Here is a 16,152-nt window from a genome sequence, read left to right as displayed (position 1 = left end):
CCTTCGCTTTGCTTGAGGTGTGTCCTCTCCTTTCAAAGACGCTACGCGGAAAGCGAAGCATAGCCGAAGGACAAACGAACAAATTGAAGAGACTAGTTTCAATTAACGATTGGCGCACCCATTGAAGTTCAGAATAGCAAGTATGCCTATTGCTAGTTCCTGAATGTTGATTACTATTGAGTCTAGAGAACAACTAGGTAGATAGTCCTATGCCAATTACTATTGCCCGTGAGCAAATCGAACGGATTATCGGCAATCAACATCAAGACCCGTTTGAAGTGCTAGGCTCTCATCCTGTTGAGATCGATGGCAAAATCAGTTGGGTTGTTCGGGCTTACCTGCCCAATGCCGATGCCGTATGGGTAATCTGTCCAGAAGAACGGACAGAACACGCGATGCAATCCATAAATCATCCCCATTTTTTTGAATGTCAAATTGACACCAAAGAACTGGCAAATTATCTGCTACGGGTCAAAGAAGGCGATCACGAACGGGTGATTTATGACCCCTACGCCTTTCGTTCCCCCCGCTTGACTGATCTTGACATTCACTTATTTGCCGAGGGCAACCATCACCGCATCTACGAGAAGTTAGGTGCTCATCTGACAGAAGTCAAGGGCGTCAAAGGAGTTCATTTTGCCGTTTGGGCTCCCAATGCCCGGAATGTCTCAGTTGTCGGTGACTTCAACAACTGGGATGGAAGAGAACACCAGATGGGCAAAACTGGCAATGGCATTTGGCAATTGTTCATCCCTCAACTAGGAGTAGGAGAGCACTACAAGTACGAGGTCAAGAACCCCGTCGGACATATGTACCATAAATCCGACCCCTACGGCTTTGAGCAGGAAGTTAGGCCACAAACCGCCTCCATTGTCAATAACTTAGATACTTACACTTGGCATGACCAAGATTGGCTAGAAAAACGCCGCCACACTGAACCCCAAGAACAACCAATTTCCGTCTATGAGGTTCACTTAGGTTCTTGGCTGCACACTGGGGCAGAGAACCCGCCAACACAGCCTAATGGTGAATCCGGGTCAGTGGTCAGAGTTTCCCAGAAGCCAGAGGGACGCTTCCTTACCTACCGGGAATTGGCCGACCACTTGATTCCCTACGTTAAGGAATTGGGCTTTACCCACATTGAACTTTTGCCCATTGCCGAACATCCCTACGATGGTTCTTGGGGTTACCAAGTAGCAGGCTACTATACCTGTACTTCCCGCCACGGCACTCCTCAAGATTTGATGTATTTCATTGACCAGTGCCACCAAAATGACATTGGTGTGATTGTGGACTGGGTGCCTGGCCACTTTCCTAAAGATAGCCATGGTCTAGCTTTTTTTGACGGCACTCATCTCTATGAGCATGCTGACCCCCGTAAAGGCGAACATAAAGAATGGGGAACCCTCATCTTTAACTATGCCCGTAATGAAGTCCGCAACTTTTTGGTCTCCAACGCTTTATTTTGGTTTGATAAGTACCACATTGATGGGATTCGTGTGGACGCCGTGGCTTCCATGCTTTACTTAGACTACGACCGTGAGGATGGTGAATGGATTCCCAACCAGTACGGCGGCAATGAGAACCTAGAAGCGGCAGACTTCCTGCGCCAGCTAAATTATTTGATTTTCAGCTACTACCCCGGCATTCTTTCCATCGCAGAAGAATCCACCGCTTGGCCACTGGTATCCCGTCCCACTTATTTGGGAGGTTTGGGTTTCAGCTTCAAGTGGAATATGGGCTGGATGCACGATATGCTGGACTACTTCAGCAAAGATCCTGTCTACCGTAAGTACCATCAAAATAGCGTCACCTTCAGCATCATGTATGCTTTCAGCGAGAACTTTATGCTCGCACTTTCCCATGATGAAGTGGTACACGGTAAGGGCAACCTGCTGAGTAAAATGCCGGGAGATGATTGGCAAAAATTCGCTAATCTCCGTTGCCTTTATTCCTACATGTATACTCATCCCGGCAAGAAAACCCTGTTCATGGGTATGGAATTCGGGCAAAGAAGTGAGTGGAATGTCTGGCACGATTTAGACTGGGGTTTACTGCAAACTGAACCACACCAACAACTCAAGCGCTTCCTGTCAGACCTCCATCAGCTTTATCGTAGTCAAAGGTCACTCTATACTCAAGACTTTTCCCATGAAGGGTTTGAGTGGATTGAATGTAATGACGCAGAGAATAGCGTTGTCTCCTTCATGCGTAAGGCGAAGGATTCAGACGACTTCATTGTTACAGTTTGTAACTTCACTCCAAAGCCCCACTCTAATTACTGGGTTGGTGTGCCCAAAGCAGGCTTCTATGCAGAAATCTTGAACAGTGACGCCAGCGAATACGGTGGCAGTGGTATGGGCAACATGGGTGGTCAATGGACGGGAGAATGGTCTCATCCTAAGTGGCCATACTACCTTGACCTTTCCTTGCCACCTTTGGGAGTATTGGTGCTGAAGTTGGATGCTCAAAAAACGGTGGCAGGAGCAACTGATTAACCTTGATACAGCAATAACTCTAGTAAGTAAATTTTTGTTCAGGGGAAACTTTTTGTGATTGTTCAAACTAAAGCCAAACCGAAAATTTCATTAGCTGAAGATGCAACCAAAGAGTTACTAACTTGGGCTGAACAAGTGCATCTCTCAGAGGAGACAATTTTCGGCAAAGCTCAAATTTTAGCTGCCAAACTGGGTGCTCATTATCGCTCAGATGGACTAACCGAAATTGGTTTTTGGACACCGGAATTGGCGGCGGATATGTTCCAGCCGAAAAATATCTATCTAGAGGTACTCACTCCCCTAGACCCAATTGACCTAACAGCATCTCGACAAAAGGTAAAGTTCCATCGAGAGCATTTACAGCTAGAAAAACAGGGTGAATATTTTTGGGGTGTAGTTTCTGGAATGCGGCCCGGAACTAAAGACCAGATGGGTTCATTTTATTGGCTCTGTTACCTAGATTTCGATAATGAGGTGCGTACAATTGGCGATTTCTTAGCTTATTCCCTGCCTTATGGAGTTTATGCTCCCGCTGAACTTTATGACATAGATACTCTGCAACAAAACCGAGCAGACCTCAACTATTTTGGTCAAGGGGAAACCAACGAAGCAGGAATAATTCCCGTCAATCGGCCTCACAATATTTTACAGTTACACGTGAGTACTTCCTCCCCAGAAGGCTCTCTGGCAGGCTTGAATCGTATCTACCGCCGCATTGCCGACAAGTTAACAGCTAATCAACCCCTGACTCCTGCTGAGCAGAACTACGTGGGTTACGAGGCGGTGCAACTGTTGCCGATTGAACCAACGGTTGAGTATCGAGTAGAAAATGACCTTGGACAAGGGTTTTTCTTGTTCGAGGAAGATGACCTCTACGAAATGGATCCGGAAACAGAGGAGGTTGAATACGAAACTGAAGATATCAAAATCACGCTCAAAAAGCCTGATACCCAGAACTGGGGCTATGATATTCCGATTTTCGGCTCCTCGGCAACCAATCCAGCCATTTTAGAGACGTTGCGCCCGGATGAGTTAGTGGAGTTTATTGCTACTCTGCACAACTTTCCCACTGGCCCGATTCAGGTGATTTTTGACATTGTTTATGGCCATGCAGATAATCAAGCCCTAGACTTGCTCAATGGTCGCTTCCTTAAAGGGCCAAATATGTATGGTCAGGATCTCAATCATCAGAACCCAACAGTGCGGGCAATTTTGCTGGAAATGCAACGGCGCAAAAGTAATCTGGGGGCTGATGGTATTCGTGTTGATGGTGCTCAGGACTTTAAGTTCTTTAATCCATTTTCTGGTGAAGTGGAGTACGATGACGCTTATCTGAGAGATATGGCAGTAGTACCACAGGAAATTGGTACTTATCAACGGCAACTCTTTGCCATTTTTGAAGATGGCCGACCCTGGCCCGCTCAGGGGTGGGAAGAAATTTCTACCTATCGTGATATCGTGGAGTTTCTGCCGGAGGCTTTTCAGTGGGGGCCACTGATTTTCGCCCACAATACTCCTGGGTTGAAAAAGTTTTGGGATAATAAGTGGCGTCGAATTTGCGAAGTAATGCAGCTTGGTGCTAACTGGATTACGGGTTGCGGCAACCATGACACGCTGCGTCGAGGCACTCAGGTGCAGCCGGATTTACCGATTAACTGGAATTTGGGCAGCACTTTACCAGAAGTGCTCAATAACGCCTACGATAATCCAGCAGTCACTACTTTTGTTTACGGTTTTAGTCCGGGTTTGCCCATGGACTTTATTAATTGTACAATGCAAGCTCCGTGGGGCTTTTTCCGCAATACTGATGACCGCTATGGTGTAAAAGTTGTGGCAGAAGAGGCGGGATTTTTAGACTGGCAGCTAGAACCGGAACTCTACAGCCATACAGATATTTTCCTACGCCTCAAGCAGCTTGGCTTTGGCAAACTAGATGAACTGCGCCAGTTTATGCAGGGACTTTACCATGCCATTGAGGAAACAAATTACGACTTAGGAGAAGTGGCTGATTTGTGCCAACGCTACTTAGGTGCTGAGTCTGATTCTGAGCAAGTGAAGCGAGAAGCTAGTCAGCGACGTTCAGCGGCTCAATTGCAAAAACTCAATGTCCCCAATAAGTCTCAGGTGTTGACTGAGTTGGATGTCGGCAAGCTGAAGGTTTTTGCCAAGGCGTTTATGGAAGACATGCACGAGGCTTGTAATGTTTGGCATCAAGAGGCACATCTCAAGCCAGAGTTGACGGCTTTTAATTTAGCACTGCGCCGCTTCCGTCAGGCTAACCCTTGGCTACGGGAAAATTTGTCAGAAAGCGATCGCTTTAACCGCGTTAGTGATGAAGAACGGACAATTTTCTACGGTTTGCGTACTCAGCCAATGGAGGAGTCTCAGCAAGGAGAACCTAAACAGATAGCCATGATTGCTCATCTGGGGGGTGAACCGATCAATGCCACAATTGCCGATTGGCTGCAGTTGGATCTGAGTGAGTGGCGAGTGGCGATCGCTTCCCCTGGCATAGAAGTTGGGGATAATTTAGCTGATTTACAGGTTCTGGAACTAAAGGATACTCAAGCTTTAATTTTAGAACGTGTTTAGTTTTTTCGCCGCAGGCCCAACACCATAGCGTTACTCGGCTTGGTTTTGGGTTCAATCGGCAGGAGGAAAATTGAAGATTGGTGACAGCAAATGGTTAATAGAAAAGGGAAAATTGAGCTTTTAACACCAAAATCTGGCTTATAGCCTCAATTAACCATTCTCCATCAACCATTAGCACGCGAAGCGACAATCTAACTCCTGCCTTTTTTGGTAATTAATCACAACACTCTAATCGTGAGTCTGGGTTAGATTAATAGCAATTTCCTAGATACTGGCTACAGAAGGAAAGGTTAATAAGGGAGGAGGCTGAAAATACAGACAAGCTACCGATAGCCTTGCTAAAAAGCAACCTATTACCTATTACCCTTCGCTCCGCTCAAGGGCATGCTTATTAATTCAAGCCCAAGTATTTGTAGCACTACTTAAAGAAACTGGTATAACTACTCTACATCCACCCAAAAATCTGCAGTGACAATCTCACCACCACGATTAAATTGACCCCAGAGTTTATATTTACCTGGTTGAGGAAAACTGGTCATAAAATGAACCTCTCCAGCTGGGGCATCTTTGCTGGCGTGGGCATGAATATAGTCTGCTCTTGTCAAGGGTGATGAGCGTTTAATGATGACTAAATGTCCTAGTTCTCCTAAGTAAGGTTCTAAATCTGTTAGGGGTTGATTATTAGTATTATCTTTTAAATCAAAGGCCACTGAAACTTCTTGCCCAGCTTTAACTTTATCTGGTGATAAGACAAGATTTACTTTAGTTTCCCCTAAAGTTTTTGTACGATTCAAGTCGAGTGCCGATGAAGCGGGCATCTGTCCAGGAATTTGTGCTTTTAATACAGAAACTTCCTCATTTTGTCCCGCTGGCTTGTAATCACTAAAAAGAGTATAGTTGCCGGATTGAGGGAAATTAGTCTCTACAACAAAGCGTCCATTTTCCTGGTAGGTGGGATGAATATGACTAAAGAAGTCTAGGTCATCACTAACCACAATCAGGTGCATTATTTTTTCTTGGAAAATGTCAAACTTAGGAATTGCTTGTCCTTGTTTGTCCTGAACATCAATTACTAAGTTAGTGGCGACATTGGGTTTAATTTCTGGGTCAACTGTGAGTTTGGCTTGGGTATTAGTTGGCGTGCTTGGGGTGTGATGTCCCTGAGAATGCTCGCTATGATCATTGCCAACAGCATCCCCTGTAGGCATTTGTTCATGTCCACCATTACCATGGTTCATCTGGTGTCCGTTATGGTCACCCATCTGTTTGGTTTCGTCAGATTTAACGGGTGCTGAACAACCTTGGGTGATTAATATGCTGGAAGTAGCTATTAATAAAAAGGCGCTAGTAAAATAATTCATGGAATATTTTCCTATATAGTTTAAGTTTACTTTTTGAAAGAAAAACGACCGTTGACTTTTTCTCCGTTAATATCTGTCTGGACAGCTACTTGATACTCACCGGGTTCGGCTTGGGGTAACACAGCTTCGTAATGTTTATCAGCAGCGTCATAGGTGAAGTCAACAGTTTGGGATTCACCACCGGGAGACTGAATTTGAGCTTTGACATTAGCATCAGGAATTGCTTGGTGGTCATCACCATTTTGTAGGAAAAAGTCTAAGTGAACTCCTTGATTTTCGACAATGGGCAAAAGTTCTAAGTGGTAGGGCCCTGATTCGACTACTTGACCGCCTTGGGAGTGACCATCATCATGATTTTCGGCGTTTTCTTGGCTGGGTTTGGTAGTTGTTGCTGGTGAAGTAGCTGCATTTGGGCTATTAGCAGCGACATCTGTAGATTGAGGATTATCTGCCTGTGTATTGTTGCCGCAAGCTGTTAGCAAGGTTAATCCTAAGGTACTAATAATAAGTAGTAATTTTGTCTGGGTAAGTTTCATATTTTTTGCTTTTTGTTTATTTGAAATTGCCTTGATAGATAGTAGTTTCTCTTCCCCTTTATCCCGCATCGGCTGTTTTTTGGCTGCTGTGATGGATGGCTGGTTTGGCTATTAGGAAGTTGCCAAATTGAGCATACAAGGCGGGAAGTACTAGCAGTGTTAGTGCTGTAGAACTAAATAGTCCTCCCAGGACAACTACTGCTAAGGGTTGCAAGATTTCTTTGCCTGCGCCTGTGCCAATTACTAGGGGAATCATACCTAGTGCGGAGGTTAGTGCTGTCATCAAAATTGCCACGAGTCTTTCCATTGACCCTTGATATACTACGTACTTAAGGGGCTTTCCTTGAGCTAGTTTGCTGTTATAGTTGTCCACTAGGAGTAAGCCGTTACGGGTGGCAACACCGAACAGGGTGATAAATCCTACCATTGAGGCCACAGAAAGAACACCACCGCCGAGGGCCACAGAAAAAATGCCGCCGGTAATGGCCAGGGGTAAATTCAGCATAATCATCATAGTTGCTGAAAGGGATTTGACAGCAAAGTACATGAGAATAGCGATCGCAATTAGCGCTAAACTACCATACACTAAGAGATTTTGGCTGGCTCGTTGTTCGGATTCAAACTGCCCCCCATACTGGATAAAATAGCCGGGGGGTAACTGTACTGCTTTTTTCAGTTGTGCTTGAATTTGGGCCACTACACTGCCTAAATCTCTGCCTGTAACGTTGGCGGAGACGACTATGAGGCGAGAAACATTTTCGCGGTTGATCGTGTTGGGGCCAGTACCATAGTTAATTTTAGCAACTTGGGCGAGGGGAATTTTGCTGCCGTTGGGGGTATCAACTAAGATATTACTGATGGTGTCTAGGTTATTGCGGTATTCTTCTTTTAACCAGACTACTAAGTCAAATAATTGTTGCTTTTCTAAGACTTGAGAGACGACACGGCCATTGAGGGCAGTTTCAACAATTTCTGATAAATCACCGACATTCAAACCATAACGGGCAGCGGCAGCACGGTCAAATTTAATTTGTACTTGTTTAACGGGTACTTGGGGTTCGAGAAGCAAGTCTACAATTCCCGGAATCTCAGTCATGGTGTCTCGAACTTCAGCGCCGATGTGACGTAGTTCTGACAAATCTGGGCCAAAGATTTTTACGGCAATTGCACTTCTGACTCCTGAGAGTACTTCGTCCATGCGGTGCGAGATAAAACCGCCGATATTGGGGGCAACTCCCGGTAATTTGGCAAATTCTTGTCGCAGGCGTTCAATTGTTGCCTCACGATCTTTCATTCCTTGTTGAGAAATTTCAATATCTAAGTGTCCTAGGGTTACACTACCTGCATCCGCATCTCCTGGTGCTCTTCCTGAACGCAGTTGCACTGAGTCGAAGTTAGGGTCATTTTTGAGGCCGTTTGCGATCGCAAATCCTGCCCGATTAGTCATTTCTAAAGAACTGCCGGGATACAATAGCATGGCATTTACTAGGGATTTCTCCTGAAATTCCGGCAAAAATACCCTTCCTAAGGAAGTAAAGATAATCAGCGAGGCGACAAATGCTGCCACGGCTGTTACTAAGACAATACTGGGGGCTTTGAGAGAAAACCTTAGTAAAGGGCAGTACAATCTTTGGCAAAGTCGCGTTACCCAGGTTTCTTCTTCCGGCAGTTGCTGATTAGCTAATAGAAAAGCACATAAGGCGGGACTGAGGGTTAATGCTACCAAGGTAGAGGCAAAAATTGAGACTAAATAGGCCACTCCCATGGGGGCAAAAATTCGGCCTTCGACTCCTGTAAGGGAGAAGATAGGGGCGAAGACAACAGCAATAATTACTGTGGAAAATAAGACACTCACCCGCACTTCCACTGAGGTGTTGTAGACGACTTGCAAGGGATTTATCGGATTAGTCGCTACTTGATTTTTGCGTAAACCCCGGTAGCAGTTCTCCATATCTACAATAGAGTCATCCACCACCGAACCAATGGCGACGGCTAATCCTCCCAAAGTCATAGTATTAATGGCTTGACCAAATAAGTTCATGATCATCAAGCCAATTAACAGAGACAGGGGAATGGCGCTGAGGGTGATCATGGCGGTGCGCCAATTCATCAGAAACATTAACAGAATAATCGAGACAATAATAATGCCATCCCGCAGGGAATTGGTGACGTTGGCAATGGAAGCATCAATAAAGTCTGACTGGCGGAAAGTCACCTGAACTTTGACATCTGGAGGTAAGCTAGGTTTAATCTCCTCCATCACCACCTCAACTGCTTGGGTGACGCTGGGAGTATCTGCCAGAGGCTGTTTATTGACCATGACGACAATTGCCCTTTTGCCGTCTAAACTGCCATCACCCCGCTTGAGTGCAGCGCCAATGCGGAGATCAGCGACATCGGAGAGCAATACTGGTGTACCATTGTGGGATGCTACAACAGATTGAGCTAAATCTGCGATCGATTCAACACGCCCAATGCCTCGGATTAGCAGTTCTTGATCTGGACTAATGAGGAAGCCACCAGCAGCATTGGTGTTGGCTGCTTGAGCGGCGGTTGTGACTTCTGCTAAGGATACATCAAAAGCTGTTAGTTTGGCGGTGTCAACAAGTACTTGATACTGACGAACGTCTCCTCCATAGGCGATAACTTGAGTTACACCTGGTACGGCTAATAGTTGGTTAGTAATTTCTAAATCAACTAGTTGTCGTACGTCCATCAGAGTAGTTTTTCCCTGTTCTTCTACGGTGAAGGCGTACTGCAAAATAGTGCCGATGGGAGAAGAGAGGGGGGAAATTTGCGGTGTTTCTATGCCTGCTGGTAATTTACTGGCGGCTTGTTGCAAGCGTTCGGTGACTAACTGGCGAGCACGATAGATATCTGTGTTCCAGTTAAAGGTAATTTTTACCACAGAAATGCCCACTGCGGAAGCAGAGCGTACAATTTCTACGCCGGGAGTGCCGTTGATGGCGCTTTCTATGGGTAAAGTAACTAGGGATTCGACTTCTTCCGGGGCGAGTCCTGGTGCTTCGGTTTGAATTTCGACTTGAGGGGGAGCAAAGTTAGGGAAAACATCCAAAGGCATCCGGGAAACAGTGCGAAAACCCCAAACTGTAACAATAATAGCTGCAATAACGACTAACCAGCGTTGGGCAATTGACCACTTAAGAATGGCGTTGAGCATTTTGGTATCAGGTTTGCACGAGAAGCGCCTGATCAACAAGCTGCCACAGGAATATGAAATCAGCATGAAATAGGCTGTCACTTCACCCGTGGAAATAGGAATTAGAGGTGATTTTGAGCCTAATTTGGCAATTCTGCATCGGTCTTGCGGGGAATTGGCAATATCGGCTTTGAGAGTTTTAACGCCTTAATCTTATACCTATGTAATTTTTTAGCCGTGTTTTTTTGCAGTTAATTAAACAGTTAAAAAAAGAGCAACAAAAAGCCGTGGCAATCAGAAGTTTTAATTAGTTATTTTTGAACTTGATATATTGCTGAGTAAAAGAAGATATTTTATACACATTTTTATTTTATACCCTACGGTAGATGTTGGTATTTAAGGACAGTCATACTATAAAAAGTATCAACGATAAAACAGTACAAACAAAGTTTAGGAGAAAGTTTCGTGAATATCATTGCTTGGCTAGTTTTAGGTCTAATTGCTGGTGCTCTAGCAAAACTAATTTATCCAGGACATCAAGGCGGCGGTATTTTTGCCACCATTGGCTTAGGAATCTTGGGTGCTATTCTTGGGGGTTATCTAGGTCAACTTCTCTTGGGGAGTAGTGGTGCGGCAGCCGCCTCAGCCGGAATACTAAGCATCCCTGGTATCATCTTTGCGGTACTAGGAGCTATGCTGCTAATTTTCCTTTGGGGTTTGTTCACTCGTCAAACTGCCTAAGCCTTAAAGCTAATTGAACGGGCAAGCTTGAATTAGACGAAGGTAATTTACGTTAGTCCAAAGTCCAAGAATTTTCCTGGCAAAAAATCAATAACTTAGAGGTAAGTATCGTGAGTACAGAAGATAGATTAAGAGCAACTGCAAAAAACATCGAAGGAAAAGCCCAGGAAATAGTCGGTGAAGTTACTGGCAATCCTGAAGACAAGGCTCAAGGAAAAGCTAAGCAAGCTGAAGCTCGTGTGCAACACTCTGTAGAGAATGTCAAGGACGAAATTAAGAAGGCAATCGACTAGTGATTGTAGGCTTAGTTTTCCAGTTAGGGGTGACGAAATCTTCGTCACCTCTACTCTTTTTAAGGAAGTGAGAGTTCCTGATTAAAACCCTTGGGCAGTTTTCTTTTTACCTTTACCTTTAGACTTAGATTTGTGAACCTGGGCAACAGCCGACTCAAAAAGATCATGCAAATGTTGAGGTACACTGGCTGTTTCTGGGAGTTCTGGTTCTACAGGTTTGTGGAACTCTTGAAGTGTCGCCTCTAAATCGTGCTGAAGACTAAAATCTGGACGTTGTAGTACTGTTTGCAGTACTTTTTCTAGCTGAGTTGGGTATTGCTCTTGCAGTTGCTGCCAGATGAAGAAATTAATTTGAGGATCTTCGAGATATTTGCGCACCAACATCTCGGCATTGGGATAACTTTGCCAGTCCTCAGCTTCCAGCATTGCCTGGAACTTAGGGTATGTGGGAAGAAATGTTTGACCCCACCGAGGATGAGAAAAAGCCGTTACTTGTTCAGCCTTTCTAATCTCTTCAGGTAAGTCAACCTTAGGGATAACCATTGATGATTTTCCCTTGCTATTAAAAGCTTTAACAACTTCTTGAGCATCAGCACCGGCTTCTACTGCTGCGGCCGTAATTTCTTCTTCATCTGCTCCGGCTTCTTGAGCAATTTCTTTGAGGGATTTAGAGCCATCAATACCCGCCGCTGCCAAGGTTTCCTTGGACATTTTTTCTTGAATTTCAGTAATTTTTTTATTGAGCTGATATCCTGGCAGAGTAACCTGATTGCTGCCAAAAGATTCAATAAATTGCTGATGATATCGGGCAACTGATTCCCAAGATTGCTCTAATAATTCCGGAGCATCACTATAAAGATTATTCTTGTAGTTTTGCTTAAATTCACCAATAGCTACCGCTAGCTTTGGTTTACCTGGCTTACCTTTAGAAATACCAGGGCCAAAAAACATCCAGTGGTTATTAGTAACTGGTGCAATGCGGGTAAGTAAAATTTCGCCTGTTTTCCACCGTCCCATTTCTTCTGCGGCTGTGGGATTATTTTGGGCAACAATGTAGTGTTTAGCAGTAAGCCAGTTCATTAGCTCAAAGCCATCAGGAAGTATTTGGCTGATTTCAAACAAACCAGTGAAACTGCGCTGCCAGTTAGTTACTAAGGTGCGCTCATTATCAGTTAACTCAGGATGGCTTTCTAAAAATAGCTCCAAAGGTGTTTGATTCCCAACTTGCCCCTCACTCAGAAAAGTATCAATTACTAGGTTGCGCTGTTTAATATCGTAGCTGTCTCTGGGAGAATGTTCAGCAGCATAGGCCTCTAAAGCTACTGCTAATTCTCCTTCTGCCTCAAACACAAATTGAGTTAAGGCTTGCTTCAATTCCTGGGCTCGCTCGAAGATTGCATCCACAAATTTTACGTCAAGTTTCGACAGTACTAGATTACAAGCATCTAGCTTTAAGTACTCCCTTTCAGGGTAACAACTTTAGTAGTGTTTGCCTGAAACGGAGGAGTCAAGCGCTACACACCAGTCAAACTAGGGATTTAGATTTGCCGCTGGTCAAAAGGCGTCTAAAAAACAATCAAGCTAGGTGGTCATTTGCTAGGGTTGCACGGATTTATCGACTACAAAGCTGTTTTAGTTGGGGGCTTAGGGGTGAAAAACGATAGATGCCATCCCCGACTTGAGCATAGCGGAGTCGGGATAGCGAAGAATCATCAGACACACCACTGCGGACAAATTCACGATATGCTGACCCAAACTGAGGTTACACTTCCAGTTCTCGATATGCATCGCCTCATTAGTCCTTAAGTAATAAGCATGCCCTTGAGCGGAGCGAAGGGTAATAAGCATGCCCTTGAGCGGAGCGAAGGGTAATAAGTAATGAGTAATTTGTGTAGATAAACTCTTTAGATAAAGTGGGTGTTAATGGCGCGATCGTAGGCAAAATTATTGCCTCTTTACTTATCAATTCCCTGCAAGCAGGTTGCCTGTGTGGTGTCATTGGGGCTTTGATGACTAAATCCAACCAAATTGTCTATATTTCGGCTCAGAAATTCGCCTCAACGGAGCAGGAATTACGGGGGTTTGAGATGGGGGCAAAGTTCGGTTAAGCGGTTTTAACTAGTGCAGTCAAGCCCATTGATTTAGCAGTCGCTTATTTGGCAGAGTTGCAGGCGAAAAATCAACTCAAAGGTCAAATTTATACCTTGGGTTTTGAGCAACCAGATATTCTCTATTTAGTTGACATCCTCCCGCCACTAATTCGGAGTACCGAATATAGTGGGGGATTCCCAAGAATTCTTGGTTCGCAGTTCTTTGAGCAAACTTAGAGCAAGAGCGTCTCCGTTCTTGAGCCAGAGGTCAGTTTCTCCCTGCGCTTTTGAGCTTTTGGCTCCAGATTCCGTATGCCCTACGGTACTGTTGAAGTATCCAGCTAACAGCTTAAATCCCTTTGCCAAGATGTTTTTTGCCGCGTTGTGGTCACGGTCTAAAACTGTTCCACAAGCGCTGCATCTGTGAGTCCTAGTGCTGAGTGTTTTCTTTACCTTTGCTCCACAACACGAACAATCAATAGTCGTGTTGTGGGGTGGAACAGCAATAACAATAACACCGTGAACCTTGGCAAAATATTGAAGCCATTGCGTGAATTGATACCAAGAAGCATCGCTAATAGACTTAGCTAGGTGGTGGTTTTTTACCATGTTTCGTATCTTCAAGTCTTCATAGACAATTAGGTCGTTAGCTCTAACTAGCGCCAAAGCATCTTTACGAGCTTTGTCTTCACGCTGTCTACTTATCTTGAGGTTCTGTTTAGCTAAAGCCTTACGTGCTTTATGGTATCTACTAGACTGCTTCTTACCCTTAAGGTGTTTCTTAGAAACCCGACGCTGAAGCATCTTGATTCTTCGTTCGGACTTCCTCAAATACCGAGGGTTTTCTACAGTATTTCCCTCTGAATCGGTGTAGAACTCTTTGAGTCCTAAATCGATTCCCGTCATTTTCCCTTGGAACTCATGCTCTTCTCGCCTATTCCAGTCAATTAGAAATTGAGCATAGTATCCGTCAGCACGTCTTACTACTCGAACTCTAGAGATTTGTTTCTCTGAATACCAAGCCAAATCCCTAGAAGTCCATAAATCCATCATTCCGACTCCAAATCCATCGGTGAATGTTATCTGTCTTCTGTCAGCAGATAATTTCCAACCGCTGTTTTTGTACTCAATAGAACGACTGAATTTCTTGTATTTTGGATAGCCTTTTTTACCTGGCTTACCCAATCTACAGTTTTCATAAAAACGCTGAATGGCAGACCACGCTCTATCAGCGTGAGCTTGCCTAGCTTGAGAGTTGAGTTTCTTCGTCCAAGGTGTTTCTTTGTTTTTAGCTAGTACCGAGCAAAGCTGTTGGAGGTCGTTTCTAGTGACCCCCTTGTTATCTTCCCAGTGTCGCAGACAAGTGTTGCGGATGAATTGTCCTGTGCGGATTGCTTCATCCAACTTGCTTTGCTGTGACTGGGTTCCTTTTAGCTTTGCTTCTATGACTAACATAGTGAAATAATACCGTATTTTACCCAATACAAACACGGGTAAAACAAAAGGCAAGGGAAACTCAGCAGGCAATTGTCAAAAATTAAATTAAATTGACCTAGTTTTGTGGCAAAATGAGGGCATAAGAGCAACTTGTATCGAACATCTGGGTGCATCCATAATTTCGAGCCAAACCGACTTCAATAATTCTTGCTCGATAAGATAATAAAGACATTTACCTGCGACTGAAGACTATCTGTGGCTAAGCCAGAAGCATCGAAATCAGAAACGCCCTCCCTCGCCCGTACACCTCTGTTTGACCTAGCAGTAGAACAAAAAGCCAGACTAACTGCCTTTTCCGGTTGGGAAATGGCGGTAATCTACAGCAGCATTAGTAAAGAACATGAAGCGGTACGAACTTCAGCAGGGATGTTTGATATTTCCCACATGGGCAAATTTGCCCTCAAAGGCAAACAACTAAGAGAACATTTACAGCCTCTTGTACCTTCAGACCTTACCAGATTACAAGCGGGTGAGGCTCAATACACTGTTTTGTTGAATCCCCAAGCTGGTATTATTGACGATATCATTTTCTACTATCAGGGTGAAGATGAAACTGGTGCACAGCAAGGCATGATGATTGTCAACGCGGCTACCCGCAGCAAAGACAAAACCTGGTTATTGGCAAATCTAGAAAATGCCCCGGTTCAATTGCAAGATCTCTCCCCAGAAAAAGTCTTGATTGCTGTGCAAGGTCCTCTGGCTACTAGTTATCTGCAACCTCTGGTTCAAGGAGATTTAACGGCGGTTAAAGCCTTTGGACATTTGCAGACAACCGTGTTAGGTAAGCCGGCTTTTCTTGCCAGAACTGGCTACACAGGTGAGGACGGGTTTGAGGTGATGCTCGATCCAGAAACTGGAGTCCAACTGTGGCGCAATCTGCTTGCGGCTGGCGTCACCCCCTGCGGTTTGGGGGCTCGAGATACTTTGCGCCTAGAAGCTGCGATGGCACTTTATGGGCAAGATATCGACAGCAGCACCACACCTCTAGAAGCTGGCTTAAGTTGGTTAGTCCACCTCAATAGCCAAGGCGACTTTATCGGACGCGAGGTGCTAGAGGAACAAAAAGCTAATGGGGTGAAGCGTCGCTTAGTTGGCTTACAAATGACAGGCCGTCATATTGCACGTCATGGCTATCCCGTGTTGGCAGATGGTGAAGTGGTAGGAGAAGTTACGAGCGGGACATTAGCACCAACTTTAGCAAAAGCGATCGCTCTTGCCTATGTTCCCCTTAATCTGGCAAAAATTGGGCAGCCGTTGGAGGTAGAAATCCGAGGTAAGGCTTATCCCGCAGTTGTTGTCAAGAAGCCTTTTTATCGCTCCCCTAATCGCAGCAAGTAATAAATCAACGGGTGTGGGGTCAAATTTTTTGCAGAGACTGAGGCGT

The 16,152-nt window shown here is 44.8% G+C and carries 10 protein-coding genes and 2 pseudogenes; 7 read left to right on the top strand and 5 right to left on the bottom strand.

Going from position 1 to position 16,152, the window contains the following annotated elements; all coding sequences use genetic code 11:
- Positions 1 to 209: 209 nt before the first annotated feature.
- Both glgB and gghA read left to right on the top strand, forming a co-directional pair.
- Positions 210 to 2,498 carry a 1,4-alpha-glucan branching protein GlgB gene (gene glgB / locus ACT7WV_RS03760; RefSeq protein ID WP_445101613.1) on the top strand — a complete coding sequence of 763 codons (2,289 nt, stop codon included), beginning with the start codon at positions 210 to 212 and terminating at the stop codon, positions 2,496 to 2,498.
- A 54-nt stretch (positions 2,499 to 2,552) separates the two neighbouring features.
- Positions 2,553 to 5,090, top strand: coding sequence for a glucosylglycerol hydrolase (gghA, locus tag ACT7WV_RS03755; protein ID WP_445101612.1), 2,538 nt, complete (start codon positions 2,553 to 2,555; stop codon positions 5,088 to 5,090).
- Between the two features lie 440 nt (positions 5,091 to 5,530).
- Here gghA and ACT7WV_RS03750 read toward each other — a convergent pair whose 3' ends face one another.
- Genes ACT7WV_RS03750 through ACT7WV_RS03740 form a run of 3 tightly spaced genes read right to left on the bottom strand, consistent with a single transcriptional unit; the run spans position 5,531 to position 10,168 of the window.
- Positions 5,531 to 6,451, bottom strand: a complete 921-nt coding sequence (locus tag ACT7WV_RS03750) for a hypothetical protein (protein WP_445101611.1) — start codon at positions 6,449 to 6,451, stop codon at positions 5,531 to 5,533.
- A 26-nt stretch (positions 6,452 to 6,477) separates the two neighbouring features.
- Positions 6,478 to 6,987, bottom strand: coding sequence for a hypothetical protein (locus ACT7WV_RS03745; RefSeq protein ID WP_445101610.1), 510 nt, complete (start codon positions 6,985 to 6,987; stop codon positions 6,478 to 6,480).
- A gap of 58 nt (positions 6,988 to 7,045) precedes the next feature.
- Positions 7,046 to 10,168 (bottom strand): efflux RND transporter permease subunit, encoded by a 3,123-nt coding sequence (locus tag ACT7WV_RS03740; protein WP_445101609.1) that lies wholly within the window; start codon positions 10,166 to 10,168, stop codon positions 7,046 to 7,048.
- 444 nt (positions 10,169 to 10,612) lie between these two features.
- Here ACT7WV_RS03740 and ACT7WV_RS03735 point away from each other — a divergent pair, with 444 nt between their 5' ends.
- The gene (locus ACT7WV_RS03735) at positions 10,613 to 10,888 is read left to right on the top strand and encodes a GlsB/YeaQ/YmgE family stress response membrane protein (RefSeq protein ID WP_445101608.1); all 276 of its coding nucleotides are present in this window, start codon (positions 10,613 to 10,615) and stop codon (positions 10,886 to 10,888) included.
- A gap of 110 nt (positions 10,889 to 10,998) precedes the next feature.
- The gene (locus ACT7WV_RS03730; RefSeq protein ID WP_445101607.1) at positions 10,999 to 11,181 is read left to right on the top strand and encodes a CsbD family protein; all 183 of its coding nucleotides are present in this window, start codon (positions 10,999 to 11,001) and stop codon (positions 11,179 to 11,181) included.
- An 81-nt stretch (positions 11,182 to 11,262) separates the two neighbouring features.
- Here the strand turns inward: ACT7WV_RS03730 and ACT7WV_RS03725 are convergent, their stop codons facing one another.
- Positions 11,263 to 12,585: a hypothetical protein gene (locus ACT7WV_RS03725; protein ID WP_445101606.1), complete on the bottom strand. Its 1,323-nt coding sequence runs from the start codon at positions 12,583 to 12,585 to the stop codon at positions 11,263 to 11,265.
- A 303-nt stretch (positions 12,586 to 12,888) separates the two neighbouring features.
- Between ACT7WV_RS03725 and ACT7WV_RS25805 the strand changes: the two are divergent.
- Both ACT7WV_RS25805 and ACT7WV_RS25800 read left to right on the top strand, forming a co-directional pair.
- Positions 12,889 to 12,987, top strand: a pseudogene (locus ACT7WV_RS25805) (DinB family protein); the annotation flags it as partial.
- A 107-nt stretch (positions 12,988 to 13,094) separates the two neighbouring features.
- Positions 13,095 to 13,508, top strand: a pseudogene (locus ACT7WV_RS25800) (BMP family ABC transporter substrate-binding protein); the annotation flags it as partial.
- Here ACT7WV_RS25800 and ACT7WV_RS03710 read toward each other — a convergent pair.
- Positions 13,437 to 14,726 carry an RNA-guided endonuclease InsQ/TnpB family protein gene (locus ACT7WV_RS03710; protein ID WP_445101603.1) on the bottom strand — a complete coding sequence of 430 codons (1,290 nt, stop codon included), beginning with the start codon at positions 14,724 to 14,726 and terminating at the stop codon, positions 13,437 to 13,439. The pseudogene ACT7WV_RS25800 and the gene ACT7WV_RS03710 overlap by 72 nt on opposite strands.
- Positions 14,727 to 14,963: 237 nt before the next feature.
- Between ACT7WV_RS03710 and gcvT the strand changes: the two genes are divergently transcribed.
- Positions 14,964 to 16,106: a glycine cleavage system aminomethyltransferase GcvT gene (gene gcvT, locus ACT7WV_RS03705; RefSeq protein ID WP_445101602.1), complete on the top strand. Its 1,143-nt coding sequence runs from the start codon at positions 14,964 to 14,966 to the stop codon at positions 16,104 to 16,106.
- Positions 16,107 to 16,152: the final 46 nt, after the last annotated feature.

This window comes from Symploca atlantica LB2515 (assembly GCF_052546295.1).
This window is presented reverse-complemented; position numbering and strand designations above follow the sequence as displayed.

What these genes read in the sequence shown, in the direction of transcription:
- glgB (WP_445101613.1), top strand. Translation starts at nt 210, where the DNA reads ATGCCAATTACTATTGCCCGTGAGCAAATCGAACGGATTATCGGCAAT.
- ACT7WV_RS03750 (WP_445101611.1), bottom strand. Translation starts at nt 6,451, where the DNA reads ATGAATTATTTTACTAGCGCCTTTTTATTAATAGCTACTTCCAGCATA.
- ACT7WV_RS03745 (WP_445101610.1), bottom strand. Translation starts at nt 6,987, where the DNA reads ATGAAACTTACCCAGACAAAATTACTACTTATTATTAGTACCTTAGGA.
- ACT7WV_RS03740 (WP_445101609.1), bottom strand. Translation starts at nt 10,168, where the DNA reads ATGCTCAACGCCATTCTTAAGTGGTCAATTGCCCAACGCTGGTTAGTC.
- ACT7WV_RS03710 (WP_445101603.1), bottom strand. Translation starts at nt 14,726, where the DNA reads ATGTTAGTCATAGAAGCAAAGCTAAAAGGAACCCAGTCACAGCAAAGC.